The 25,909-nt window shown below is 62.1% G+C and carries 24 protein-coding genes; 13 read left to right on the top strand and 11 right to left on the bottom strand.

Translation table 11 applies throughout. From position 1 onward, the window contains the following. Positions 1-15: 15 nt before the first annotated feature. Positions 16-666 carry a GNAT family N-acetyltransferase gene (locus NL123_RS11475; RefSeq protein WP_058423870.1) on the bottom strand — a complete coding sequence of 217 codons (651 nt, stop codon included), beginning with the start codon at positions 664-666 and terminating at the stop codon, positions 16-18. Between the two features lie 168 nt (positions 667-834). Between NL123_RS11475 and xthA the strand changes: the two genes are divergently transcribed. Continuing rightward, positions 835-1,647, top strand: a complete 813-nt coding sequence (gene xthA / locus NL123_RS11470; RefSeq protein ID WP_248482431.1) for an exodeoxyribonuclease III — start codon at positions 835-837, stop codon at positions 1,645-1,647. A gap of 182 nt (positions 1,648-1,829) precedes the next feature. Then, positions 1,830-3,161, top strand: coding sequence for a substrate-binding domain-containing protein (locus NL123_RS11465; protein ID WP_494357797.1), 1,332 nt, complete (start codon positions 1,830-1,832; stop codon positions 3,159-3,161). A gap of 121 nt (positions 3,162-3,282) precedes the next feature. Here the strand turns inward: NL123_RS11465 and NL123_RS11460 are convergent, their stop codons facing one another. Continuing rightward, positions 3,283-4,512, bottom strand: coding sequence for an acyl-CoA dehydrogenase (locus NL123_RS11460; RefSeq protein WP_494357796.1), 1,230 nt, complete (start codon positions 4,510-4,512; stop codon positions 3,283-3,285). Positions 4,513-4,663: 151 nt separating this feature from the next. On the opposite strand from NL123_RS11460, the gene NL123_RS11455 reads away from it, so the two are divergent. From NL123_RS11455 to NL123_RS11445, 3 genes are all read left to right on the top strand, one after another. Then, positions 4,664-5,599 (top strand): LysR family transcriptional regulator, encoded by a 936-nt coding sequence (locus NL123_RS11455; RefSeq protein ID WP_071493460.1) that lies wholly within the window; start codon positions 4,664-4,666, stop codon positions 5,597-5,599. A 115-nt stretch (positions 5,600-5,714) separates the two neighbouring features. After that, on the top strand, positions 5,715-6,107 hold the full coding sequence (locus NL123_RS11450) for a MerR family transcriptional regulator (RefSeq protein ID WP_071491993.1): 393 nt from the start codon (positions 5,715-5,717) through the stop codon (positions 6,105-6,107). Positions 6,108-6,123: 16 nt separating this feature from the next. Then, positions 6,124-7,023, top strand: a complete 900-nt coding sequence (locus NL123_RS11445; protein WP_248482433.1) for a hydroxymethylglutaryl-CoA lyase — start codon at positions 6,124-6,126, stop codon at positions 7,021-7,023. Between the two features lie 542 nt (positions 7,024-7,565). On the opposite strand, the gene NL123_RS11440 is transcribed toward NL123_RS11445, so the two are convergent. Then, positions 7,566-9,203, bottom strand: coding sequence for an AMP-binding protein (locus NL123_RS11440; protein WP_494357795.1), 1,638 nt, complete (start codon positions 9,201-9,203; stop codon positions 7,566-7,568). Between the two features lie 150 nt (positions 9,204-9,353). Here NL123_RS11440 and NL123_RS11435 point away from each other — a divergent pair, with 150 nt between their 5' ends. The 4 genes from NL123_RS11435 to NL123_RS11420 are packed head-to-tail and all read left to right on the top strand — an operon-like array spanning position 9,354 to position 14,880. Beyond that, positions 9,354-10,517: an isovaleryl-CoA dehydrogenase gene (locus NL123_RS11435; RefSeq protein WP_494357794.1), complete on the top strand. Its 1,164-nt coding sequence runs from the start codon at positions 9,354-9,356 to the stop codon at positions 10,515-10,517. Positions 10,518-10,528: 11 nt separating this feature from the next. Then, positions 10,529-12,136, top strand: a complete 1,608-nt coding sequence (locus tag NL123_RS11430; protein WP_494357793.1) for a carboxyl transferase domain-containing protein — start codon at positions 10,529-10,531, stop codon at positions 12,134-12,136. Positions 12,137-12,151: 15 nt separating this feature from the next. Continuing rightward, positions 12,152-12,958, top strand: a complete 807-nt coding sequence (locus NL123_RS11425; RefSeq protein ID WP_494357792.1) for a gamma-carboxygeranoyl-CoA hydratase — start codon at positions 12,152-12,154, stop codon at positions 12,956-12,958. Further along, positions 12,955-14,880 (top strand): acetyl/propionyl/methylcrotonyl-CoA carboxylase subunit alpha, encoded by a 1,926-nt coding sequence (locus tag NL123_RS11420; protein WP_494357791.1) that lies wholly within the window; start codon positions 12,955-12,957, stop codon positions 14,878-14,880. The genes NL123_RS11425 and NL123_RS11420 overlap by 4 nt, the downstream gene beginning before the upstream one ends. On the opposite strand, the gene NL123_RS11415 is transcribed toward NL123_RS11420, so the two are convergent. Continuing rightward, the gene (locus tag NL123_RS11415; RefSeq protein ID WP_248482438.1) at positions 14,877-15,509 is read right to left on the bottom strand and encodes a LexA family protein; all 633 of its coding nucleotides are present in this window, start codon (positions 15,507-15,509) and stop codon (positions 14,877-14,879) included. The two genes, NL123_RS11420 and NL123_RS11415, sit on opposite strands and share 4 nt — an antisense overlap. 131 nt (positions 15,510-15,640) lie before the next feature. Here NL123_RS11415 and NL123_RS11410 point away from each other — a divergent pair, with 131 nt between their 5' ends. Both NL123_RS11410 and NL123_RS11405 read left to right on the top strand, forming a co-directional pair. Then, complete coding sequence (locus NL123_RS11410; protein ID WP_058423883.1) at positions 15,641-15,991, top strand: DUF6124 family protein; 351 nt, start codon at positions 15,641-15,643, stop codon at positions 15,989-15,991. A gap of 467 nt (positions 15,992-16,458) precedes the next feature. Further along, positions 16,459-17,610: a M14 family metallopeptidase gene (locus tag NL123_RS11405; protein WP_494357790.1), complete on the top strand. Its 1,152-nt coding sequence runs from the start codon at positions 16,459-16,461 to the stop codon at positions 17,608-17,610. 18 nt (positions 17,611-17,628) lie between these two features. Here the strand turns inward: NL123_RS11405 and NL123_RS11400 are convergent, their stop codons facing one another. Together NL123_RS11400 and NL123_RS11395 are read right to left on the bottom strand one after the other, a co-directional pair. Next, positions 17,629-18,168 carry a cytochrome b gene (locus NL123_RS11400; protein ID WP_248482440.1) on the bottom strand — a complete coding sequence of 180 codons (540 nt, stop codon included), beginning with the start codon at positions 18,166-18,168 and terminating at the stop codon, positions 17,629-17,631. After that, positions 18,165-19,247, bottom strand: a complete 1,083-nt coding sequence (locus NL123_RS11395) for a catalase family peroxidase (RefSeq protein ID WP_494357789.1) — start codon at positions 19,245-19,247, stop codon at positions 18,165-18,167. Before NL123_RS11395 ends, NL123_RS11400 begins: the two co-directional genes overlap by 4 nt. 166 nt (positions 19,248-19,413) lie before the next feature. On the opposite strand from NL123_RS11395, the gene NL123_RS11390 reads away from it, so the two are divergent. Together NL123_RS11390 and NL123_RS11385 are read left to right on the top strand one after the other, a co-directional pair. Continuing rightward, the gene (locus NL123_RS11390; RefSeq protein WP_248482442.1) at positions 19,414-19,920 is read left to right on the top strand and encodes an RNA polymerase sigma factor; all 507 of its coding nucleotides are present in this window, start codon (positions 19,414-19,416) and stop codon (positions 19,918-19,920) included. Further along, complete coding sequence (locus NL123_RS11385; protein ID WP_248482443.1) at positions 19,917-20,654, top strand: anti-sigma factor family protein; 738 nt, start codon at positions 19,917-19,919, stop codon at positions 20,652-20,654. The genes NL123_RS11390 and NL123_RS11385 overlap by 4 nt, the downstream gene beginning before the upstream one ends. Here the strand turns inward: NL123_RS11385 and NL123_RS11380 are convergent. From NL123_RS11380 to NL123_RS11360, 5 genes are all read right to left on the bottom strand, one after another. Beyond that, positions 20,651-21,571 carry a Csu type fimbrial protein gene (locus NL123_RS11380; protein ID WP_248482444.1) on the bottom strand — a complete coding sequence of 307 codons (921 nt, stop codon included), beginning with the start codon at positions 21,569-21,571 and terminating at the stop codon, positions 20,651-20,653. The genes NL123_RS11385 and NL123_RS11380 overlap by 4 nt on opposite strands. 50 nt (positions 21,572-21,621) lie before the next feature. Further along, positions 21,622-23,979: a fimbria/pilus outer membrane usher protein gene (locus NL123_RS11375; protein WP_494358299.1), complete on the bottom strand. Its 2,358-nt coding sequence runs from the start codon at positions 23,977-23,979 to the stop codon at positions 21,622-21,624. A gap of 71 nt (positions 23,980-24,050) precedes the next feature. Next, positions 24,051-24,839 carry a fimbrial biogenesis chaperone gene (locus NL123_RS11370; protein WP_494357788.1) on the bottom strand — a complete coding sequence of 263 codons (789 nt, stop codon included), beginning with the start codon at positions 24,837-24,839 and terminating at the stop codon, positions 24,051-24,053. A gap of 25 nt (positions 24,840-24,864) precedes the next feature. Beyond that, positions 24,865-25,353: a Csu type fimbrial protein gene (locus tag NL123_RS11365; RefSeq protein ID WP_071493476.1), complete on the bottom strand. Its 489-nt coding sequence runs from the start codon at positions 25,351-25,353 to the stop codon at positions 24,865-24,867. A 2-nt stretch (positions 25,354-25,355) separates the two neighbouring features. After that, the gene (locus tag NL123_RS11360; protein WP_034107216.1) at positions 25,356-25,898 is read right to left on the bottom strand and encodes a Csu type fimbrial protein; all 543 of its coding nucleotides are present in this window, start codon (positions 25,896-25,898) and stop codon (positions 25,356-25,358) included. Between the last annotated feature and the right edge of the window lie 11 nt (positions 25,899-25,909).

Genomic DNA, 25,909 nt, shown 5'->3' with positions numbered 1-25,909 from the left:
CTGAATAATTCTGGATTAAGCCGTTGCAGCATGTAACGACTGCGGATTCGGATGGAAAAACACATGCTCGAGGACCGGGCCTACCGCCACTTCACCGATTTCCTCGTAGCCCTGGCGTTTATAGAACTCCAGATAACGTGAATTCCCCGTGTCCAGCACCACACCGGACGAATGCGGGTCTTCGGCACACCAATTGTGCACGGCTTCCAGTAACTGCTCGCCGTAATGCTTGCCCTGGAATTGCGGGTGGATGCCCAGCAACGGCAGCACATGCACCGACTCACTGGGCAGGCACGCCAGCACCGCGTGATGGTAGTCGAGGTAACGCCGTGTACCGCGCACGCCGGTACTCAGCCACATGCGCAGTTGCCAGGCCCAGCTCTCGGTGATGCCCAGGCGCCGCTGCGGTGGCGCGATCAGGGCGATGCCGATCAGGCGGTCATTGACGAACAAACCAATGGCCGGCAGTTTCTGAAAGAAGTGCTGCTTGACCAACTCGCGCACGGTGGCGCGTACCCGTTGTTCATAACCAGGACGCTCGGCTTCGAAGATGTAGGCGAAGGTCGGCTCGTGCCGATAGGCCTGGTACAACAGGGATCGGGCCTCGCGGGAATAGCCGCTGTTGAGCAGGCGAATTTCAGCAATTGCAGTTGTAGTGTCCGGCATACCGTCAATCTCCCTGGGCGCGGCTCAAAAGGCAGCGTTCTTATGGGTACGAACCTACACAGCACGAGTCGTTCCCAGACATTAGCAGTGCATGTGCCCTACCGCCACGCTGGCCCCCGTCCGACTTGTCCGCTAGCATCGCCCTTTTGCCAGACCGGACTGCCGACCATGAAAATCGTCTCCTTCAATATCAACGGGCTGCGCGCCCGCCCACATCAGTTGGCGGCGCTGATTGAAAAGCACCAGCCCGACGTGATCGGCTTGCAGGAAACCAAAGTCCACGATGACCAATTCCCGCTGGCTGAGGTACAGGCCCTTGGCTATCACGTGTACTACCACGGGCAAAAAGGCCACTACGGCGTCGCCCTGCTGTCGCGCAAGGAAGCCCTGAGCGTGCACAAAGGCTTTGCCAGTGACGAAGAGGACGCCCAGCGTCGCTTTATCTGGGGCACCTTCGCCGACGAGAACGGCCACCCAGTTACCATCATGAACGGCTATTTCCCCCAGGGCGAAAGCCGCGACCACCCCACCAAGTTCCCGGCCAAGCAGCGCTTCTACGAAGACCTGCAGCAACTGCTGGAAAGCCAGTTCAGCAACGACCAGGCGCTGGTGGTGATGGGCGACGTGAACATTTCCCCGGAAGACTGCGACATCGGCATCGGCGCCGACAACGCCAAGCGTTGGCTCAAGACCGGCAAGTGCAGCTTCCTGCCGGAAGAACGCGAATGGATGGCCCGCCTGAAAAACTGGGGCCTGGTGGACAGCTTCCGCCACCTCAACCCGGACGTGGCCGACCGCTTCAGCTGGTTCGACTACCGCAGCCGGGGCTTTGAAGACGAGCCCAAGCGTGGGCTGCGCATCGACGTAATCCTCGCCTCCAATGGCCTGTTGGCGCGGGTCAAGGATGCCGGGGTGGATTACGAGCTGCGTGGTTTGGAAAAACCGTCCGACCATGCGCCGATCTGGCTGGAACTGAGCTGATCACACCCTGTGGGAGGGGGCTTGCCCCCGATGGCAGTGGGTCTTCAGCCCATCTATAGCTGACACGCCGCTATCGGGGGCAAGCCCCCTCCCACATTTAGCCTTGCGGCGCGTACGTCATATTTATGCAACCTGTCTGACTTATTCTCGCGGCACCCCCTTTGGCTTGAGAAGGTGCCGGCATGAGGCTGCGCGTTCTGTTACTGCTGACTGTTTTTCCCCTCTTCGCCGTTTCCGCCTCCCTGCCCGTTCCTGATCAAGGCCCTGCTTTGCGCATCCAGGGCTCCAATACCATTGGCGCGGCGTTGGGCCCGGCACTGGTCAAGGGGCTGATGGAGCATCAGGGCTTGCAGGCGGTGCACAACGAACCGGGCGAAGGCGCCAATGAACAGCGTGTGATCGGCAAGACGCGCCAAGGCAAGACCGTGACCATCGAAGTCGCGGCCCATGGTTCGAGCACCGGGTTCACGGCGCTGAAAAAAGCCAGCGCCGATCTGGCCGCCTCGTCTCGCCCGATCAAGGACAATGAACTGGTCGACCTTGAACCCCTGGGCGACCTGAAAAGCCCCGAAGCCGAACAAGTGATTGCCATCGACGGCCTGGCGATCATCCTCCACCCGCAGAACCCGTTGAACACGCTGAATACCGAGCAACTGGCGCAGATTTTCAATGGTGAGGTCAGTACCTGGGAGGCACTGGGTGGAGTGGGCGGCCTCATTCATGTGTACGCACGGGATGATCAATCCGGCACCTACGACACGTTCAAGGAACTGGTGTTGCGTTTGCGTGGCAAGCCGCTTGCATCGGGTGCCAAGCGCTTCGAGTCCAGCGAGCAGCTGTCCGATGCGGTCAGCCACGACCCGCAGGGCATCGGCTTTATCGGCCTGCCCTACGTGCGCCAGGCCAAGGCGGTGGCGATTGTGGACGGCGACTCACAGCCCATGTTGCCGCTCAACAGCCTGATTGCTACCGAGGATTACCCGCTGTCACGCCGGTTGTTTTTCTACCTGCCGCCGTCCGGGCGTAACCCGTGGGCCAAGGCACTGGTGGACTTTACCCAGGGCACCAAGGGCCAGGCGATTGTGGCCGCCAACGGGTTTATTGCGCAGCAGGTGCAGGCGATCGCCGTGCAACCGCGCCCGTCGATGCCCGAGGACTACCAGGCCATCGCCCGCGAGGCCCAGCGCCTGACGGTGAATTTTCGCTTTGAAGAAGGCAGCGCCAGCCTCGACAACAAGGCGCGCCAGGATCTGCAGCGGGTGGTGGCCTATCTGAAACACCACGACAAGTTAAATAAGCAGGTGACGCTGGTGGGCTTTGGCGATGCCAAGGATGACCCGCAGCGCGCCGCGTTGCTGTCGAAGCTGCGGGCGATGGCGGTGCGTCGGGAGTTGGTCAAGAACGCCGTGGTGCTGCGCGATATCCGTGGGTTTGGCGCGCAGATGCCGGTGGCGGCGAATACGGCGGATGAAGGGCGGATCAAGAATCGGCGGGTGGAGGTTTGGGTTTACTGAGGACTGATGGAGCTTCATTGCCTGATCCGACTGCATCGGGGGCAAGCCCCCTCCCACATTTTGATCTGTGAACACATCCAAGTGTGGGAGGGGGCTTGCCCCCGATGCAGGCGACCCGCTGTTACTGCCCGCTGCGCATCAGCTCTTTAGGCACATACTTGCCAATCTCGAACTTGCCGATGGCCGCCCGGTGCACTTCATCCGGGCCGTCGGCCAGGCGCAGGGTGCGTTGCATGGCGTACATGTAGGCCAGCGGGAAGTCGTTGGACACGCCGGCACCACCATGGATCTGGATCGCGCGATCGATCACCTTCAACGCTACGTTCGGCGCCACCACCTTGATCTGGGCGATTTCGCTTTTCGCCACTTTGTTGCCCACGGTGTCCATCATGTACGCCGCCTTCAGGGTCAGCAGGCGCGCCATGTCGATCTCCATGCGTGAGTCGGCGATCTTGTCGATGTTGCCGCCCAACCGGGCCAGCGGATTGCCGAACGCGGTGCGGCTGACCGAGCGTTTGCACATCAACTCCAACGCGCGCTCGGCCATGCCAATGGAGCGCATGCAGTGGTGGATACGGCCTGGGCCAAGGCGGCCCTGGGCGATTTCAAAACCGCGGCCCTCGCCAAGCAGGACGTTCTCATAGGGTACGCGGACGTTGTCGAACAGCACCTCGGCGTGGCCGTGGGGCGCGTCGTCGTAGCCGAACACCGGCAGTGGGCGCACGATCTTCACGCCGGGAGCGTCCACCGGCACCAGGATCATCGAGTGCTGCTGGTGGCGTGGCGCATCCGGGTTGCTCAGGCCCATGAAGATCAGGATCTTGCAGCGCGGGTCGCAGGCGCCGGAGGTCCACCATTTCTTGCCGTTGATCACCCACTCATCGCCCTGGCGTTCGGCACGGGCGGCCATGTTGGTAGCGTCGGAAGAAGCCACGTCCGGCTCGGTCATGGCGAACGCCGAGCGGATCTCGCCGCGCAGCAGCGGCTCCAGCCAGCGCTGTTTCTGTTCTTCATTGGCGTAGCGCACCAGCACTTCCATGTTGCCGGTGTCGGGGGCGGAGCAGTTGAACGGCTCCGGGCCCAGCAGGGAACGGCCCATGATTTCAGCCAGTGGCGCGTATTCGAGGTTGGTGAGGCCGGCGCCCAGTTCGGATTCGGGCAGGAACAGGTTCCACAGGCCTTCGGCTTTCGCCTTGGCTTTCAGCTCCTCCATAATTGCGGTGGGCTGCCAGCGGTCGCCTTCGCTGACCTGGCGTTCGAACACCGGCTCGGCCGGGTAAACGTAAGCATCCATGAACGCAGTGACACGTTCACGCAGTTCCTGAACCTTGGGCGAATAGGCGAAATCCATGAGCAGCTCCCTTCTCTGAGAGGTTGTTTAGGTCATGCAATCGATGCTAGAACAGCGTTGATAATTTACCTAGCCTATTCTCGGCGTGTATTAACATTCATCACCGATATATGATCGACGTATGGCCACCTAACAATAAGAGCGCTGCGAAATGAATCTGAGCAAGGTCGACCTCAACCTGTTTATCGTCTTTGATGCGATCTACACCGAAGCCAACCTGACCCGCGCCGGGCAGATTGTCGGCATCACCCAGCCGGCGGTGTCCAACGCGCTGGCCCGCCTGCGTGAGACCTTCAACGACCCGCTGTTCGTGCGCACCGCCCAGGGCATGGTGCCGACGCCCATGGCGCAGAACATCATCGGCCCGGTGCGCAATGCGCTGTCGTTGCTGCGGGTGTCGGTGCAGGAAAGCCGCATCTTCAACCCGCAGCAGGCGGCCAAGACTTACCGCATCAGCATGACCGACCTCACCGAGGCGGTGATCCTGCCGCTGCTGTTCCAGCGCCTGCGCCGCCTGGCACCCACGGTGGTGATCGAGAGTTTCCTGTCCAAGCGCCGCGAAACCACCAAGGAACTGGCCGCCGGGCGCCTGGATTTTGCCGTGGATGCGCCGCTCAACACCGACCCGCAGGTACGCCACGTCAAGCTGATGGAAGACCGCTACGTGTGTGCCATGCGCAAGGGCCATCCCATGGCCGGCAAAGACAAGCTCACGCTGGATGACTACCTGTCGCTGACCCATATCCATATCTCCAGCCGCCGCAACGGCCTGGGTCATGTGGACCTGGCGCTGGGCAAGATGGGCATCCAGCGCAAGATCGCCCTGCGCTCCCAGCATTACCTGATGGCCTCGCAGGTGCTGCAGCAGACCGACATGGTCATGACCGTGCCCGAGCGCTTCGCCCGCCGCCATGAACTGCACTGGTTCAACCTGCCGGTCAACGACGTGCCGCCGGTGGAAACCCACCTGTACTGGCACGAAAGCACCGACCAGGACCCGGCCAACCGTTGGATGCGCGAGCAGATGATCGAGTTGTGCCAGCAGGTCACCGCCCACGAGAAGAAACTCGATAAACAACAGGCGTGAGGTTGAAGCGCCGGCCCTGTGGGAGGGGGCTTGCCCCCGATGGGTCGCGCAGCGACCCTTGACGTTTACGTCAACCTGCCAGTAGCTTAACGCCAAGACCTCCTTGAGCGCCCCCATGAGCACCACCTACAGCATCTCCGACCTCGCCCGCGAGCTCGACATCACCACCCGCGCCATTCGCTTCTACGAAGAACAAGGCCTGCTGGCCCCGGAACGCCGGGGCCAGGAGCGCATCTACTCGGCCCGCGACAAGGTCAGCCTCAAGCTGATCCTGCGGGGCAAGCGCATCGGTTTTTCCCTGGCCGAATGCCGCGAGCTGATCGAACTCTACGACCCCACCAGCGGCAACCACGTGCAGCTCAACAGCATGCTGGCAAAAATCGCCGAGCGCCGTGAGCAGCTGGAACAGCAACTGCTGGACATCGAACAGATGAAGCTGGAACTCGACACCGCCGAAGAGCGCTGCACTCAGGCCCTGGCCCACACCCTGCGCCAGGCCGACCACTGATCAGAAGGTAACCGCCATGTCCCTCCCCTCACACGTACGCCTGGTGGAAGTCGGCCCGCGCGACGGTTTGCAGAACGAAGCCCAACCCATCAGCGTGGCGGACAAGGTCCGCTTGGTGGATGCATTGAGCGCAGCCGGCTTGCGCTATATCGAGGTCGGCAGTTTCGTTTCGCCCAAGTGGGTGCCGCAGATGGCCGGTTCCGCCGAGGTGTTTGCGCAGATCCAGCGCAAGCCCGGCGTGACCTATGGTGCCCTGGCGCCGAACCTGCGCGGGTTCGAGGACGCACTGGCGGCGGGCGTGAAGGAAGTGGCGGTGTTTGCCGCCGCGTCCGAGGCGTTTTCCCAGCGCAATATCAATTGCTCCATCAGTGAAAGCCTGGAGCGCTTTGCGCCGATCATGGCGGCGGCCAGGCAGCACGGGGTCAGCGTGCGCGGCTACGTGTCCTGCGTGCTGGGGTGCCCATACGAAGGCGAGATCGCGCCGGAACAGGTCGCGGCCGTTGCGCGGGAACTCTATGCCATGGGCTGCTATGAAGTGTCCCTCGGCGACACTATCGGCACCGGTACGGCGGGCGCCACGCGGCGGCTGTTCGAGGTAGTCGGGGCGCAGGTGCCAAGGGACAAGCTCGCCGGGCACTTCCATGACACCTATGGCCAGGCCATCGCGAATATCTACGCCAGCCTGCTGGAGGGCATCACGGTGTTCGACAGCTCTATCGCGGGCCTCGGCGGCTGCCCGTATGCCAAGGGCGCCAGCGGTAACGTCGCCACCGAAGACGTGCTGTACCTGCTCAACGGCCTGGGTATCGAGACCGGTATCGACCTTGAGGCATTGATTGGCGCGGGGCAGCAGATCAGCAGCGTACTGGGCCGGCCAACAGGATCGCGTGTGGCCAAGGCGCGTAACGCCGGTTGAGTAGCTTAGCCGTGACAATGTGTTACCGCACGCCTACACGTCGAGTAACACGGGAACATATTTTGTCGTATTTGCCGTAGGCCAAACCCCACACAAAAATCAACTCATTGATTTTAAAGGAATTTAAAAAGTTGGCACGGCTTCTGCTATCTCTATGGCATAACAAGAATAAAAAGCGCCAAACCTAATAAAAATAAGACGAAACGACTCTGATATAACAAAAACAATACGGCAGAGACGCAGCTAACAGATTTTTTTGGAGAAGATGTGCTTCGCAGGGTACGGCATGACGAAACCCGCAACCGGTCAGAGAAAAATAAAACTACCTCAGGTAGCTGCCCACTGGTTGGATCGATCGCGAAGAAGCAGATCAGCGCTCAAAAAAATACGTTTGCTCTTGACCCCGGATGGGGGTCGCCAAAAACAGCGGTAAAGGGTAACGGTTGCCAAAAACAACAATAGACCGCCCCTCAATAATAAAAAAAGAGCACGCAACGACAAATTAAAGGGGACCCTCGGGTCCCCTTTGTGCTTTCAGGGATTTATTCCTGCCCTGCCCCCAACTCTTGCATGGAAATCTCGCGCATGCGGAATTTCTGGATCTTGCCCGTCACCGTCATTGGAAACTCCTCTACGAACTTGAAGTGCTTGGGTGTCTTGAAGTGCGCGATGCGGCCCTTGCACCAGGTTTGCAGCTCCAACTCATTGGCGACATGGCCGGGGTGGAACTTGATCCAGGCGACGATGGCTTCACCGTAGCGCGCATCCGGAATACCAATGACCTGCACATCGGCCACCGCCGGATGGGTGAAGAAAAACTCCTCCAACTCTCGCGGGTACACGTTCTCGCCGCCACGGATGATCATGTCCTTGTTGCGCCCGGCGATGCATACGTAACCCTGGGCATCCATGCTCGCCAGGTCGCCGGTGTGCATCCAGCCGGCGTCGTCGATGGCCTCGCGGGTGGCGTCGGGGTTGTTCCAGTAGCCGAGCATCACGCTGTAGCCACGAGTGCACAATTCGCCGATTTCTCCAAGCGCCACCGTGTTGCCGTCTGCATTGATGATCTTGCTTTCCAATTGTGGCTGGGTGCGCCCGACCGTGGTCAAACGGCGCTCCAGGTCATCGTCCGCTCCGGTTTGCAGCGACACCGGGCTGGTCTCGGTCATGCCATAGGCAATCTGGACCTCGCGCATGTGCAGTTCGCTGATGACCCGGCGCATCACCTCGATGGGACACGTGGCGCCAGCCATGATGCCGGTGCGCAGCGTAGACAGGTCAAAGTCGCCTAGCTGTGGGTGATCGAGCAGGGCGATGAACATGGTGGGTACGCCGTAAAGACCGGTGGCGCGTTCTTCGGCGACGGTGGTGAGGGTCAGCAGCGGGTCGAAGCCGTCGTTCGGATAGATCATGGTGGTGCCATGGGTGATGCAGCCCAGGTTACCCATGACCATGCCGAAGCAGTGATACAGCGGCACCGGGATCACCAGGCGATCTTGCGCGGTCAGGCCCAGGCTTTCGCCGACCATGTAGCCATTGTTGAGGATGTTGTGGTGACTGAGGGTAGCGCCTTTGGGAAAGCCAGTGGTGCCGGAGGTGTACTGGATATTCACCGGCTGGTCGAAATGCAGGCTGGCTTGCCGGCTGTGCAACTGTTCGGGCGGGACGCCAGCCCCGAGCACGGCCAGTTGCGACCAGGGCATGAACCCCGCGGGCGGGTTGGGATCCAGGCTGATAAGGCCACGCACGTCCGGTTTCAGCTCGTGCAGCATGGCGTGGTAATCGGAGCTCTTGAATGAGCCAGCACACACCAGCCACTGGCAACCGGACTGCTTGAGCACGTAGTCCAACTCACTGCTGCGATAGGCTGGGTTGATATTGACCAGGATCACCCCGAGCTTGGCGCTGGCAATCTGGCTGATGCACCACTCGGCGCAATTAGGCGCCCAGATGCCCAGGCGGTCGCCGGTCTGCATGCCGAGGGCAAGAAAGGCACGGGCATGCAAATCCACCGTCTCGGCCAACTGCCGCCAGGTGTAGCGGCGTTGTTGATGGCGCACCACCAGGGCCTCACCATCGGGAAACTGCGCGACGGTTCGGTCAAAGGCTTGGCCAATCGTCATGGCCAGCAAGGTCTTGTCCTGTGAGCCACGGCTGTAGCTCTGATTCGGTTGATCCATAACGACCCCTGTTGTCTTTTTTGTAGGTTGACGTAAACGTAAACTACGATTGACAGCGCCGTAACGCAAGCTTACGTTAACGTAAAGGTGAGCGCCCTCCCCTGGCGCCGCATCCACACAACAACAATGCTCACATTAAGGTGCCTGTCCATGAGTTACCCGTCCCTGAACTTCGCACTCGGTGAAACCATCGACATGCTGCGCGACCAGGTGCAGTCCTTTGTGGGCAAGGAAATCGCGCCCCGTGCGGCGCAGATCGACATCGACAACCTGTTCCCCGCCGACCTGTGGCGCAAGTTCGGCGACATGGGCCTGCTGGGCATTACCGTGCCTGAAGAATACGGCGGCGCCGGTCTGGGCTACCTGGCCCACGTGGTGGCCATGGAAGAGATCAGCCGCGGCTCGGCCTCGGTGGCGCTGTCCTACGGCGCGCACTCCAACCTGTGTGTGAACCAGATCAACCGCAACGGCAGTCACACACAGAAACTCAAGTACCTGCCCAAGCTCATCAGCGGCGAACACATCGGCGCCCTGGCCATGAGCGAACCGAACGCCGGTTCCGATGTGGTCTCGATGAAGCTGCGTGCCGATAAACGCGGCGACCGTTACGTACTCAACGGCAGCAAGACCTGGATCACCAACGGCCCCGACGCCAGCACCTATGTGATCTACGCCAAGACCGACCTGGAAAAGGGCCCGCACGGCATCACCGCGTTTATCGTCGAGCGCGACTGGAAAGGCTTCAGCCGCAGCAACAAGTTCGACAAGCTGGGCATGCGCGGCTCCAACACTTGCGAGCTGTTTTTCGATGACGTGGAAGTGCCGGAAGAAAACATCCTCGGCGTACTCAACGGCGGCGTCAAAGTGCTGATGAGCGGCCTCGACTACGAACGCGTGGTGCTCTCCGGCGGCCCTACCGGGATCATGCAGGCGTGCATGGACCTGATCGTGCCCTACATCCACGACCGCAAGCAGTTCGGCCAGAGCATCGGCGAATTCCAGCTGATCCAGGGCAAGGTTGCCGACATGTACACCCAGCTCAATGCCAGCCGCGCCTACCTCTACGCGGTGGCCCAGGCTTGCGAGCGTGGCGAGACTACGCGCAAGGATGCCGCCGGGGTGATCCTCTACAGTGCCGAACGCGCCACGCAAATGGCCCTCGATGCCATCCAGATTCTCGGTGGCAATGGCTACATCAACGAATTCCCCGCCGGGCGCCTGCTGCGCGACGCCAAGCTGTATGAGATCGGCGCCGGCACCAGTGAGATCCGGCGGATGCTGATCGGTCGCGAACTCTTCAACGAAACCCGCTGAAGGAGCGCACCATGGCCACCTTGCACACCCAGCTCAACCCGCGTTCGGCGGAGTTTGCCGCCAACAGCGCGGCGATGCGCCAACAGGTCGACGCCCTGCACACCTTGCTCGCCCACGTGCAGCAAGGCGGCGGCGCCAAGGCACAGGAGCGGCACACCTCACGCGGCAAGTTACTGCCGCGCGAACGTATCAATCGTTTGCTCGACCCGGGCTCGCCGTTCCTTGAACTCAGCCAACTGGCCGCTCATCAGGTGTACGGCGAAGACGTGCCGGCCGCCGGGGTGATCGCCGGGATCGGCCGCGTGGAAGGCGTCGAATGCATGATCGTCGCCAACGACGCCACGGTGAAAGGCGGCTCCTACTACCCGCTCACTGTCAAAAAACACCTGCGCGCCCAGACCATCGCCGAGCAGAACCGCCTGCCGTGCATCTACCTGGTGGACTCCGGCGGCGCCAACCTGCCGCGCCAGGATGAAGTGTTTCCCGACCGTGAGCACTTCGGGCGGATCTTCTTCAACCAGGCCAACATGAGCGCCCAAGGCATCCCGCAGATCGCGGTGGTGATGGGCTCGTGCACCGCCGGTGGCGCCTATGTGCCAGCCATGGCCGACGAAGCAATCATGGTGCGCAACCAGGCCACTATCTTCCTTGCCGGCCCACCGCTGGTGAAGGCCGCCACCGGTGAAGTAGTGACTGCCGAAGACCTCGGTGGTGCCGATGTGCACTGCAAGATCTCCGGCGTGGCCGACCACTATGCCGACAGCGATGAGCATGCACTGGCGCTGGCCCGGCGCAGCGTGGCTAACCTCAACTGGCGCAAACAAGGCCAGTTGCTGCAACGCTCGCCAGTCGCGCCGCTATACAGCGGTGAAGAGTTGTACGGCGTGATCCCGGCCGACGCCAAGCAGCCGTTTGATGTACGCGAAGTCATTGCACGGCTGGTGGACGGTTCGGTGTTCGATGAATTCAAGGCGCTGTTTGGCACCACCCTGGTGTGCGGCTTTGCCCACCTGCACGGCTACCCGATTGCGATCCTGGCCAACAACGGAATTCTGTTTGCCGAAGCCGCGCAAAAAGGCGCGCATTTTATCGAGCTGGCCTGCCAGCGCGGTATTCCGCTGCTGTTCCTGCAGAACATCACCGGCTTCATGGTCGGCCAGAAGTACGAAGCCGGCGGCATCGCCAAGCACGGCGCCAAGCTGGTCACCGCCGTGGCCTGTGCCAAGGTGCCGAAATTCACGGTGATCATCGGCGGCAGCTTTGGTGCCGGCAACTACGGCATGTGTGGCCGCGCCTATGACCCGCGCTTTTTGTGGATGTGGCCGAACGCGCGTATTGGCGTGATGGGCGCCGAACAGGCGGCGGGTGTGCTGGTGCAGGTCAAGCGCGAGCAGGCTGAACGCGCCGGCACAGCGTTCAGCGCCGAAGAAGAGGCGGCGATCAAGCAGCCGATCCTCGACCAGTACGAAACCCAGGGCCACCCCTACTACTCGAGCGCGCGCCTGTGGGACGACGGTGTGATCGACCCGTTGCAGACCCGTGACGTGCTGGCCCTGGCCTTGTCCGCTGCGCTGAATGCCCCCATCGAGCCGAGCCGCTTCGGCGTGTTCCGCATGTAAATGGAGCTGTACCCCATGAGCGATTTCAACACCCTCGAACTGATCACCGACCCCCGTGGCTTTGCCACGCTGTGGCTCAGTCGTGAAGCCAAGAACAACGCGTTCAACGCCGAGATGATCCGCGAACTGATCATCGCCCTCGACCGGGTACAAGGCGATCCGTCCCTGCGCTTCCTGGTCCTGCGCGGGCGCGGCAAGCACTTCAGCGCCGGCGCCGACCTGGCCTGGATGCAACAGTCGGCCGAGCTGGACTACCACACCAACCTGGACGATGCCCGCGAACTCGCGGAGCTGATGTACAACCTGGCCAAACTGAAAATCCCGACCCTGGCGGTGGTGCAAGGCGCGGCCTACGGCGGTGCACTGGGCTTGATCAGTTGCTGCGACATGGCGATTGGCGCCGATGATGCGCAGTTCTGCCTGTCGGAAGTGCGCATCGGCCTGGCGCCAGCGGTGATCAGCCCGTTCGTGGTACAGGCCATCGGCGAACGTGCGGCGCGGCGCTATGCCCTGACCGCCGAACGCTTTGGCGGCCAGCGAGCGCGCGACATCGGCTTGCTGGCGGAAAGCTATCCGATCGGCGAGCTGGACCATCAGGTCGAACAGTGGATCGCCAACCTGCTGCACAACAGCCCGGCAGCCATGCGCGCCAGCAAAGACCTGTTGCGCGAAGTGGGCAACGGTGCCCTCACCCCGGCGCTGCGTCGCTACTGCGAAAACGCCATTGCGCGCATCCGGGTCAGCGCCGAGGGCCAGGAAGGCTTGCGCGCGTTCCTGCAAAAACGTCCACCGAGCTGGCAGCCCCAGGAGCCGCGTTCATGAGTACATTGACGACCCTGCTGGTGGCCAACCGTGGCGAGATCGCCTGCCGCGTGATGCGCACCGCCAAGGCCATGGGCCTGACCACCGTGGCGGTGCACAGCGCCATCGACCGCGATGCACGCCACAGCCGTGAGGCAGATATTCGCGTCGACCTCGGTGGCAGCAAAGCCACCGACAGTTACCTGCAAATCGACAAGCTGATCGCTGCCGCCCAGGCCAGCGGCGCCCAGGCGATCCATCCGGGGTATGGTTTTTTGTCGGAGAACGCCGGGTTTGCCCGTGCGATTGAAGCCGCCGGGTTGATCTTCCTCGGGCCGCCCGCCTCCGCCATCGATGCCATGGGCAGCAAATCGGCCGCCAAGACGCTGATGGAAACCGCAGGCGTGCCCCTGGTGCCGGGCTATCACGGCGACGCCCAGGACCTGGACACCTTCCGCGCCGCCTGCGAACGCATCGGCTACCCCGTGCTGCTCAAGGCCACCGCCGGTGGCGGCGGCAAGGGCATGAAGGTGGTCGAGGACGTCAGCCAGTTGGCCGAGGCGCTCGCTTCGGCCCAGCGAGAAGCGCTGTCGTCTTTCGGCAATGGGCAGATGCTGGTGGAGAAATACTTGCTCAAACCACGTCATGTGGAGATCCAGGTGTTTGCCGATCAGCATGGACACTGCCTGTACCTCAACGAACGGGATTGTTCGATCCAGCGTCGCCACCAGAAGGTCGTCGAGGAAGCACCGGCGCCGGGGTTGAGTGTTGAACAACGCAAGGCCATGGGCGAGGCGGCCGTGCGTGCGGCCCAGGCCATCGGTTATGTCGGCGCGGGCACTGTGGAATTCTTGCTGGACGCACGCGGTGAGTTCTTCTTCATGGAAATGAACACACGACTGCAGGTGGAGCACCCAGTCACCGAAGCGATTACCGGCCTGGATCTGGTGGCCTGGCAGATTCGTGTCGCCCAGGGCGAGGCGTTGCCGATCACCCAGGAACAGGTGCCGCTGGTCGGCCATGCGATTGAAGTGCGGCTGTACGCCGAGGACCCGGCCAATGACTTCCTGCCCGTCACCGGACACCTGGCGCTGTACCGTGAATCCGCACCTGGGCCAGGGCGCCGCGTGGACAGCGGTGTCGAGCAAGGCGACAACGTCTCGCCGTTCTATGACCCCATGCTCGGCAAGCTGATTGCCTGGGGCGAGGACCGTGAACAGGCGCGGCTGCGGCTGCTGGGCATGCTGGATGAGTTTGCCATTGGCGGCCTCAAGACCAACCTGGGCTTTCTGCGGCGCATTGTCGGTCATCCGGCATTTGCGGCGGCCGAGTTGGATACCGGGTTTATTCCGCGTTATCAGGATGAGTTGCTGCCGGCCCCAGGAGAGCTAAGTGATGAATTCTGGCAGGCGGCTGGCGCGGCCTTTATTCAGAGCCTGCCGCCGGGTGAGGGACCGTGGGCGGATAGACACGGTTTTCGCGCCGGGCTGCCTGCCGAAGTGTCGCTGCATTTGAGCTGCGATGGCCAGGACCGACTGGTGACGCTGGCCGCCCAGGCGCCACAGTGGCGTGGCGAACAGTTGCTGATCGAACGACAGGGCGTGCGTCGCAGCCATCTGGCGGTACGCCATGACCATACGCTGTATCTGCGTTGGGACGGCGAGATGCGCGGCGTAGCGCTGTTCGATCCGATTGCCGCAGTCGAGGCCAACCAGTCCCATCAGGGTGGGCTGACAGCGCCGATGAATGGCAGCATCGTACGGGTGCTGGTGGAGGTGGGCCAGCCGGTGGAAGCCGGCACGCAACTGGTGGTGCTGGAAGCCATGAAAATGGAACACAGCATCCGTGCGCCCCAGGCCGGGGTGGTCAAGGCACTGTTCTGCCAGGAAGGCGAAATGGTTGCCGAAGGTTGCGCATTGGTGGAGCTCGAAACGGCGGGTTAAAATTTTGCCGTGGCCTGTACGACGACGCCCAGGAGGCGGCAATCGTCGGTCAGCAACTGTTTCGGGTAGGTGGGATTGAGCGGCACCAGGTAACGCTGGCCGCTCTCTTCCAGCAACTGGCGAAAGGTCGCCTGGGGGCTCCCAAGCCACTGGGCCACCACCAATTTACCGGGCTCGGCGGCAATGGCCGGGTCCACCAGGATCATCATGCCCGCACTGATGCTCAGGCCACTGGGTGCGGTCATGGCGTCGCCGGTGACCGGCAGCCAGAAGGCTTCGCCCCGGGCATGGTAATCCGTCAGCTCGAAGCGGGCGGCGCCATAAGGCGGTCGCGGCTCACGCACTTCGCACAGCCCTTTCCAGTCGCTGACCGGATAGCGGAAATACGGGTTGTAGTTTTTCTCCGCAGGCGGCTCATCGGCACGCTCACGAATATCCAGCGCGACTTCCAGATAGCCCAGCCCCAACGCCGCCAACACCCGATTCATGTCGACCAGGCTCGGCGCACGGCGCTTGTTGAGCCAATGGCCGACGCCGCCCTGGGACATGCCCAGGCGCTCAGCCAGTTCACCTTGCGTGACCTTGCGGTCTTCCATGTTGGCCTTGACCAACGCGATCCAGTTATCCATGGACGCTGACAATACGTCACGCAGTTTCCAGGGCAATAAACAGTTTGTAGTAATCCATAAAACGACATAAATACGATACGTACTATCATCGGCATAAGGTTTTCGACACCCACCCCAGAGTACCGCCCCTTATGACGACAAGCCCGTATCTGCTGCCTGAAATCCCCGAAGACACCGAGCTGCACGACCTGCGCAGCAGCGGTGCCGCCAAGCGCGCATTGGACTTTTACTTGAAAGAAGATATGTCGGCATCAGCCCCTGACGAGGCCCTGTTTGCCATCAAGCCAGGCATCAGCCCGGAGGAAGCCCTGGTGCACGCCTCGGACCTGTTGCGCAGCGCCGCGGCCACGGCCTATGAGTCAGCGAGCAGCCATCAGGGCAGTCATCGCGACCTGGCGTTTTCGGTGGTGTATTTGATCGATATGGCGAAGGCGATGGTGGAGCGGTCGTTGCAGGTGCCGGAGGCTCAAGCGAACGGATGACAGGCGCGAAGAAAAAATATTTCTATCTCACGGATAAAAACATTTGACTTGCAAATGATAATGATTATTATTGGACCCAGCTGATCGCGAGATCAGTCGATAGACCAAGGGACCTTAGGTCGGACTCTTGGAATATCTCCTCATCAGGCTAATCACGGTTTTTGACCCGGCTCTTTGGCCGGGTCTTTTTTTTGCCAGTTTCCCTGGCATGGCTTCAGGCTAATGAAGACTGTGTGTTGCTTGATGGCGCGCATGGTAGCAAAAGACTATCGCGAAAAGAAAGCCAGTCGACCGCTCCAGCCCACATCTTTGCGAAATAGCGCTTGAGAATCAATCTCATAGATCCTAAGCTGCTGCTGCGTCAAGGAAGACGCCCCCCTCCCCCTTCGCAACAATTTTGCGTCCAGTCTTTACCAGACTCCTGTGTAAGATAGCCGCCACAACACTCATATTCAGGCAACCAGACTATGACCGTGGCCTTGACCTCCATCAGGATCAGCACCGACTTCGACAGTGGCAATATCCAGGTACTGGATGCCCACGACGCCTATCAGTTACTGCTGGCAATCAAACCCGACACACGCAGCCAACATTACCAATGGTTCCACTTCAAGGCCGAAGGCATGCACGTGGGCCATACCCACACCTTTCGCCTGAGCAACGCGGGTAAATCGTCCTACCCACACGCGTGGAGTGGCTACAACGCCGTGGCCTCCTATGACCACATCAATTGGTTCCGGGTGCCTTCGCGCTTCGATGGGGAAATCCTGCATATCAGTTTGGAAACCCGCGAGAAACACGCCTGGTTCGCCTATTTCGAACCCTACAGCCGCGAACGCCACGACTGGCTGATCGAACAGGCCTTGAGCCGCGCCGACACCCAATTGTTGGCCACCGGTAAAAGTGCCGAGGGCCGTGACATCCAACTGCTGCGTCGCGGCAAAGGTGGCGAAGGTCGTCGCAAGATCTGGATCATCGCCCAACAGCATCCCGGCGAGCACATGGCCGAATGGTTCATGGAAGGCATCATCGAACGCCTGCAACAGGACGGTGACGCCGAGCTGAAAAAACTGCTGAAAGTCGCCGACCTGTACCTGGTGCCCAATATGAACCCGGACGGCGCCTTCCACGGCCACCTGCGCACCAACGCCATGGGCCAGGACCTCAACCGCGCCTGGCAGAGCGCTAGCCAGGAGATCAGCCCGGAAGTGTTGTTCGTCCAGCAACAAATGGAAAAGTACGGCGTCGACCTGTTTCTCGATATCCACGGCGACGAGGAAATCCCCTACGTCTTCACCGCCGGCTGCGAAGGCAACCCGGGGTACACCCCACGCATCGAGGCATTGGAAAAACACTTCCGCAGCCACTTGAGCGCCCTGACCCGCGACTTCCAGACCACTCACGGCTACACCCGCGACCTGCCGGGTGAAGCCAACATGACCCTGGCGTGCAACGCGGTCGGCCAGAAATACGACTGCCTGTCGCTGACCCTGGAAATGCCCTTCAAGGACAACGACGACGCGCCCAACCCAAAGACCGGCTGGTCAGGCGAGCGCTCCAGGCAGTTGGGCAAGGACGTGTTGAGCACGGTGGCCGATATCGTCACCGTGCTGCGCTGACGCCCTCTCCCACCGGCATCACTCTTGGGTGCCGGTCATGCTCTGCAACACGCCGTCGCGGCGGATCAGCCCATGGAACAATGCCGCCGCCAGGTGCAACAGCACCGTCAGGAACAGCAGGTAGGCGAGATAACCATGGGCCTTGCGCAGCACCGCGAACAACGGCGCATCCGCGCCCACCAGCGCCGGCAGCTGTACCGAACTGCTCAGCATCACCGGGTCGCCCGCCGCCGAAATCATCGCCCAGCCTAGCAGCGGCAATACCAGCATCAAGGCATACAGCAACACATGGGATGCCTTGGCCGCCAACACTTGCCACAGCGGCAAGTCGGTGGGCAATGGTGGCTGACGGGTGGCGAAACGCACCATCAGGCGCACGATCACCAGCGCCAGAATTGCGATGCCCAGGGGCTTGTGCAGGTGGATCAACCACTCATGCCGCTCCGAGACAGACGCCGCCAGGCCCGCACCGATAAACAGCATGGCGATGATCATCAGCGCCATCAGCCAGTGCAGCAAACGCGCCAGCGGGGCAAAAAACCGTGGTTGGGCATTCATGGCTTCGACTCCTGAGGGGCGCTGTGCAACGGGCCGACTTCACCGGCGCGGCGCAGGTAGGAACTGGCATACGCCGCCGAGCGTGCCGCCAGCAACGGGTCATTGGACGCTTGGATGCCACTGGGCAGAATCAGCGGGTCGAAGTTGATGTCGCGGCAATCACCGTCCGCTTGCGGCTGGCTGCTTTGCAGCACCAGGGTGCCGGCATTGATGAATTTATGCTCGCCAGTCCAGGCCTTGCTCGCATCGTCCAGTGGGTCACCCGGGTTGGCCAGGGTCATGTTCAACTGCCAGCGCAACGGCCCGGTAGCCAGGCGCTGGACCAGGTCTTTTTCCAGGTAATCACTCCCCGCCGGGGCGATGTCGCCCGCCGCGTCCTGGCTCTGCGGCACCACACCCCAGCGCACAGCCTGGCGCTTGCCATCGGTCCCTACCAGATAAAACGCGTTGATACCGTTGTAGGTTTCAGTCGCATAACTGGCCGAAGGCTTGGCAGTCTTGACCCACGCCAGGAACGGCGCGGTCTCGGGATGGGCGGCGAAAAACGCCGGCATGCTCGCCGGGTTCGGCTTGCCGGTGGCGGGCTCCGGTGCACCGGCCTTGAGCATCTGGTAGAACGCCTCGGGCGTGCCCACCGGGAACACCGGCATGCTGTTCATGCCGGTGCGCCATTGCTGGCCGTTGGCCTGGGTGAACTGCAGGGCAAAACTGCGGATCGGCACACTGCTGTCGGGCGCGTAAGGGTTACCGCTGGGCAAGGCAAACCGGCCGATCACTGGGGTCTTGGCCTCGCGGAACACTTGGGCACTGGAATAGGTGCGCGCTTCGGGCGTGCTCTCGAAATACCCGGCGACGCAGATGCCTTTGGCATGGTTACGCCGAAAGCCCGGGTGCACGCCATTGTTGGTTTCCAGCGCGTTGACCAGGGTTTTAGGACGCAGGCGCTGTGGGTCGAGGGTGCCGTTGACGTAGGCAAAGGCCCCCGCCACAACCGCAACCACGGCACCGATACCCGCCAGGCGCGCGATCAGGCTCGCGATGCTCAACGGAGGACGGGGCGGTGATGAGTGATCTACCATGAAGGAACTCCAGGCCAAAGGCCTTAGGGGTGAACATAAGGTCGGAGCATTAAGACGAACGCCGATCGGCTCTATTCCCTGGCCCTGGATTTATTTTCACGCACGGGGAATAACCCTCAACGGCGCACGTCTCTCTAATCCCAGCGTAGTGACCAGCCAGATTCCCATGCATGAACTCGACGAACAGTTACGCGAACTCATCCCCAGGCTGCGGCGCTTTGCCGTGTCCCTGACCCGTAACGCCAGCAGCGCCGACGACCTGGTGCAGTCGACCCTGGAGCGGGCGATCATCAGCTGGGCCGATAAACGTGTCGAAGGCGACTTGCGCGCCTGGTTGTTCTCGATCCTCTACCGCCAATTCCTCGATGCCCACCGCCGCACCCGGCGTTATGCGCGCATGCTGGAATTCTTTACCGGGCGTGACGATGTGCAGCCGTCGGTCGAACGCACGGTGATCGCCCAATCGACCCTGCAAGCCTTCGATCAGCTCAACACCGAGCAGCGCGCCCTGCTGCTGTGGGTTTCGGTCGAAGGCTTGAGCTACAAGGAAGTCGCCGAGATCCTCGATGTGCCCCTCGGCACAGTGATGTCACGCCTGTCCCGGGCGCGCCAAGCCCTGCGTCAACTCAGTGATGGCGAAATTGCCAGCCCTTCCCTGCGGATACTCAAATGATCAGCTTGCCCCCCAGCGAACGCGATTTGCATGCCTACGTCGATCACCAACTGCTGGAGAGTGATCGCCGTGTACTTGAAACCTATCTGGCGGCCCACCCGGATGTCGCAGCCCAGGTCCATGCCTGGCAGCACGACGCGCAGTTGCTGCGTGCTGCGTTGGGCGGTGCCCTGCAGCAACCGGCGAACCCGGACCTGGACCCGGCGCTGATCCGCCAGCGCATCAAGCGTCAATCACGCCGCCACTTCGCCACGGCAGCCGTGCTGCTGATCGCTGTCAGCCTCGGCGGTGTCGGCGGCTGGCACGCCCGTGAAGTCAGCCAGCCGGCCCAACTGCCGATGGCCGATGCGATGCAGGCGTTCCGCTTGTTTGCCCAGGACGGCATCATGCCGGCCGACTACAAGGGTCAGGGCGGCGGCACGATGCAGGCCTGGCTCGACCGCTACTTCAACCAGGCCCACCGCCTGCCTGACCTGAGCGCGTCGGGCTTCACGCCGGTCAGCGGGCGCTTGCTCACTACCGAGCAAGGCGCCGCCGCCATGGTGCTGTACGAAGACCCGCAAGGGCGGCGCATCAGCTTCTACATCCGCCCGCCAGGCCCGGAAAACGGCTTCCTGCCCCGTGGCAGCCGCAGTGCCGATGGCTTGCAGGCCCAGTACTGGTCCGGTGCCGGCTACAACTATGCAGTGGTCAGCCCGGCAGATCAGCCCACCCCGGCGATGTTGAAGTTCTAGAAACCCACGTCGAGTACCACGTTGTCGAGGTAGGTGCCGGCGGGCGGTGTGGTTTGATCGGTGTAGATCCTGGCGTTGTAGTTGAACACCTGGCTGCCGATACCCAGGCCATTGCCGGGGTTGACCTCGGCGCTGGAACTGTCGCGCCGCGCCGCGCCCACGCTGCCCCAGCGCGTGGTGCCGGCGCTTTTGAAGATGTCGTAGGCCAGGTAATTGGTGCCTGAGATCATGCGCCGCCGCCCGCCCACACTGACAGCGTTCTGGCCGTCGCTCAGGCCCACGCTGTAGGCACTGCCCTTGGTGCAGGAAATACTGATGGTCTGGCCAGTGACAGCGGTGAACCCGCTGATAACGGGCGCACTGCCAAAACTGATATTGGGCGCGGTGATCTGGCAGTCATTGGTGACGGTCATGCTCACGGTCAGGAGCTTGACTTGGGGAGTCAGGTTCTTGTCGCGCAATACGCACAAGTTACCCACCCCCAGGCCAATGCAATAATCCCAGGTCCATGCAACGCTGAGGACTTCGGTATACACGCCGGCCGCCACATTCGTCCCGGTAATACTGCCCACGTAAAGCGGCAGGTTCTTGCTGCCCGGCCCCGTCAAAAGCCCCGCGCTTGTCGCAATGCCATTGGGGCCGAAATCGAACTGGAGCCCGCGTGTAATAGGGAACGTGGTGGTGTTATTGCCATAAAGCGTATAACCGATCACATCCCCCGTGGGGCCGACCATGCCGCTGGTGGTCGAGGTGATCGTGGCATAGAAGTGGTCACTGGTGCCGAGGGCAATCAGTGAAGCGGTGCAGCTCAACCCGCCGTTGAGGGTCGAACTGTTTTGCGTCGTGGTGCGTACGTTGATCGAACTCACCGAGCCAAAACTCACCGGGGCCGTCGCCACCGTCGAACACAGCGCCATTGCCTGCCCCGAGCACACCATCCCGAGGAGCGACAGCCAGCCCACGCGTCTCACTGGCACACCAACGGCCCGATCAGCGGCACGCCTTGTTGCTGCTCGTCGACCTCGAATCGCGCCTGGCACGTACGCCCTTCACCCAGCGTGACCTGCAAGGTGTTATGCGCCGAGAGGTTCTCCAGGTACACCAGGCCGTCCCAGCCAACCACCGCCTGCTGGTTGCTTTGCTCGTGCACCACCAGGCTGCCCAAGGGCAATTCCTGATGCTGGGTGTCCACCAGGGTAACGCTCGCCGCGAGTACCCGGCGCAATGGAAACTCCAGCAGGTAGCCACTGCCACGGCGCACCGACACACGTTGTTCCACATTCGGGCTCTGCACATTGAGCGGCAGGTTCAGCGGATCGATTTCGTACTTGGCGCGGTAGTACGCGCTGCTCCACGGCACCAGGAGATGCCCATTACGGTCGGTTTCGCCCACCAGCTGGTTCTCGTAGCGCACCGGGATACCCGCGAAACCCTGGGTACTCACCACCACGAAGGCATCATTGATACGGTTGGCGGCAAAGGTGTCGCCACCCATCCACACCAGCGAGCCGCTGGCATCCGCCCAGCGTGTCTCGGCATCGCTGCTGCCGTACACGCCGGCCTGCAGCTGCACCGACTGCAAGCGCCAGGTCAGGTCGGCCTGCCGATATGCCGCGCCATCGCCCTGGGCATAACCGAGGTTGTAGCCCACCCCGCCCTCGCTGGGCACCGCGCTGCTGTAATTGAGGCGCTGGCGACTGGCGCCGTCCTTGCTGCGCTCGGTGCTCAAGGCCAGGCTGCCGTTGAGGTCGAACGGAATCACCAGTTGCGCCTGCATCGCCCAGTTGCTGTCGCCGATCTCGCGGTTGGCCGACAGGTAGAAACTGGTGTTGCGCCACAGCGGTTTGCTCCAGCTCAGGTTGAGCAGCCGCGTGCGCGAATCGTCCGCCGCCTGCACATCGAAATACCCCATGCCCAGGCTGCCAAAACGCTCAAGGTTGAGGCTCAGCGTCACCTGCTCGCTGCGTTTGCTGAGGCTCGCGTAAGCGGTGTCGACCAGGGTCAGGTCGGCGTACTCGTCGTGCCTTTCCACCCGCTGATAGGACAGGCTGTAGCGCGTGCTGTTGTACTGATACCCCAGGCTCAGTTGCTGGCCGCTGCGCCCTTCAAATCGGCTTTGGCTGACGGCGGCATTGAGCACGCCGAGGTTGCCCAGCCGCAGGTTGCCACCCAGGCCGCCCAGGGTCAGGTCAGTGGAGGCTTCGGCATGGCTCTCCAGGGTCAAATTGTCGGAATAACCATAACGAAAGGTACCGCTCGCCACGCCGGGGCCGTAGGCGAAGTCCTTCAGGGTGTACTCCCGGCGCAAGGTGCCGGCGGCCACCGAAAAGTCCGTCAGGCCTTTTTGCAACAGGGTGCTGGTCACATAGAACGGCACCGTGGTAGACACCTGGCGACCCAGGGCGTCAGTCGTCACCACCACCGCTTCGCCCGCTCCGTTGATAAACGGCACGTTGGTCAGGGTGTACGGCCCCGGTTGCAACTGCGCGCTGTCGGATTTGTAGCCATTGATAAACAGATCCACCGACGACGGCACCGCGGCCTCACCGGCAAATTGCGGCAGGGGGTAAGTCACCAGGTCCGGACGCACCGCGAAGTCCCGCGAGAACTGCACGCCGCCAAGGCGCACCGAACTGCTCCAGGGCAAGGCGCCGCTGATCACGTCACCGGCTTCGTAGGTCAGCAGCCGCTCATCATCGGAGAAGCGCCAGGTAGTGTCATAGCGCCGGTAGCCGTTGTTGAGGGTACTGCTGCTGACGCCATCGGCCAAGGTCTGGCGGTACTGGCCGGTATTGGACAAGGTGCCCCAGTGGTCGAACAGTCGCACTTCGTTCCAGGCAGCGAGGTAGCTGCCGCCTTCGTCGGTGTCGTTTAAATACAGGTCATAGTTGAGCAAGGCGCCAAAGCTGCTCATTGCCTGGGTGCGCGGGTAGGTGTTGCGGTTGCCGATGAATTGTTCCTTCAGCCACGACGGCGGCACATCCAGCAGCAGGCGCTGGCCGTTGCTGTCGTACTCGCTGTGCAGGCCGGGGATCTTGTCCAGCGCCACGCTGCCGCTCAATTCGCCGGGCAGCTTCATGCCCACGTCCTGCAGCGCGCTGGCCGACACATAAAGTTGCCCAGCCCGTTGATCGACCGCGATAACGCGGCCGGTGTCCATCTGATTGACCACCAGCGCCAGAAACAACTGTGCATCGGCGACAGCCTCCATACTGCTCGGGGGCGGTGGCAGGTCGCCAGCCACGCTCGGAAGCGCAACCATTGCGCCGCCCAGCCCGCCCACCACCGACAGCCATAGACTGCGAGCCAGACCACGACTCACCATGGCGTTGTGTCCTTCAATGGACATCTCCATCCGTTTAAATCCCGGGGCGTTCCTGCCCCGTTACCGGCTTGTTACCGCTGCGGCGCGAGGCTCTCCAACTGCGGTGCGCCGTTGACCCTGACCTGCAGCGGCTGGTCGGCCGACAGCGCTGGCGGCACCGGCCAACGCATGCTGGCGCCCGGCAGCACGTAGCCCAACAGGCCATCCACCAAGGGTCGGGTCTGCCCGCCCTGCTTGAATGCAGCATCGGTCAGGCGCGCATGCACAGCGCCCTGGTTGCGCACTTCGATGTAGTCGCGCCCTGCTACCGTGACCTTGTGCCAGCTCAGATCCGGCTTGCCCGCGCCCTTGGGGTCACGCGGGCGCGTGCTGTCCTCCTTGTTCCACAGGCCCGCACCGTAGGCGAACAGCGGCACCGAATAACGCATCTGAAAGCGGATCGCCGCTGCGGTGTTCTTGCCTTCCGGCGGCGTAGGCACCTGCAAGGCTGAAGGGATTTCATCGATGATGATGCGGTAGGCCAACTCTTGGCCCGGTGGTACTTCTCGGGTGCGGGTCAGGCGCACCAATTGTTTCTGCCCTGGCTCGATCCGCGCGACGGGCGGGCTGCCAATCACATCACGCTGGTTCTGGTATTGCTCTTCGAAACCACTCTGGCTCCAGGCAAACACGCGAATCTGCAGGCTCGCGGTTTCAGTCCCACGGTTTTCCAGCCACAGCGCGCTCGCCTGTTGATCGGCCTCCAGCACCGGGTCGATGGGCCAGATCAGCACCGAACTGGCCGCCTGCACAAGCCCCGCCGTGCACACCGCACTCAAGGCAATACCCGCGGCCCACAACCGCCGGGATGGTGAACGCATAACCCCACTCCTTATACCGATAGCCTTACCACGTCAGCTGCACCTGCAGCGTGTCGCTGTATGTCCCCCCAGGCTGATTGCCCGGCAATTGCACCCGCCCGTAGATCGGCAGGCTGATGTTGTTCGCATCGCTGTAGGCCACGTTGACGCTCTGGCCGATCCCCAGGCTCTGACTGAACGCCGCATCCTGAAACAACTGGTAGGCCACCCGCGCGCTACCGCTATTGAGCTGCAGATTGCGCCCGGTGCTGCTGTGCTGCCCGCCGTCGACGCTCATGCTCAGCGTCACCCCCGGCGTGCACTGCAAGGTCACGCCCCCCGTCAGCGCCGCCGTGACCGTGCTGGTGGCCAGGGCCGAATAACTGCCGTAGGTCAGCGCACCATAATTGGAGCTGCCGCCCACGATCAGGCAGCCCGGGATGATGGTCGCGCTCACCTGGAAACTCTGGCTGGTCACCGCCGACAACGGCAACGGCACCGCCAGCCCACAGGCCAGCAACGCTCTGAGCCACATTGCTAGAACGTCAGTTCCACGGCCACGGTGTCGGTGTAGGTGCCTGCCGGCAGCCCCGCTTTGCCCACCGCCCGACCATAGAGGTTGACGGTCTGTGCCACCCCGGTGCTGGTGGCGAGGGTGATCACACCGTCAATCGCCAGCAGCGCGGAATGGCCGCTGTCGGTGTAGAAATCGTAGGGCACGAAGTTGCCCGCACCGTCGGCCAATGCACGGCTGCCACCGGGGGACGCGCCGTCATGTGCACCGGCGCGCACCTTGACCGCTGGCGTAGTGCCACTGGAACACAGGATCGACAACGCGCCACCGGTGCCAGTACCGCCCAGCAACTGGGCATCGGCGTTGGTGAACAGGCTGTTGGTGGTGCCGAAATTCAAGCTACCGAAGTTCAACCCGGTAGCCGCGCCCGAACCGTTGACCTGGCAACTGGCGATCAATATCAGGCTGGAGGTGATCTGCCCGGTCACCGTAGTTGCGGCATTGAGGCTGGAGGCCATTGCCAGGCCCAGCGCACACACACCCAATCGCGAAACAAGTACATGCATGGTTTTCATCC

The organism is Pseudomonas sp. FBCC-B1565 (assembly GCF_059133265.1).
The sequence above is the reverse complement of the archived record's forward strand: the minus strand, read 5'-3'. Positions and strand labels throughout refer to the sequence as shown.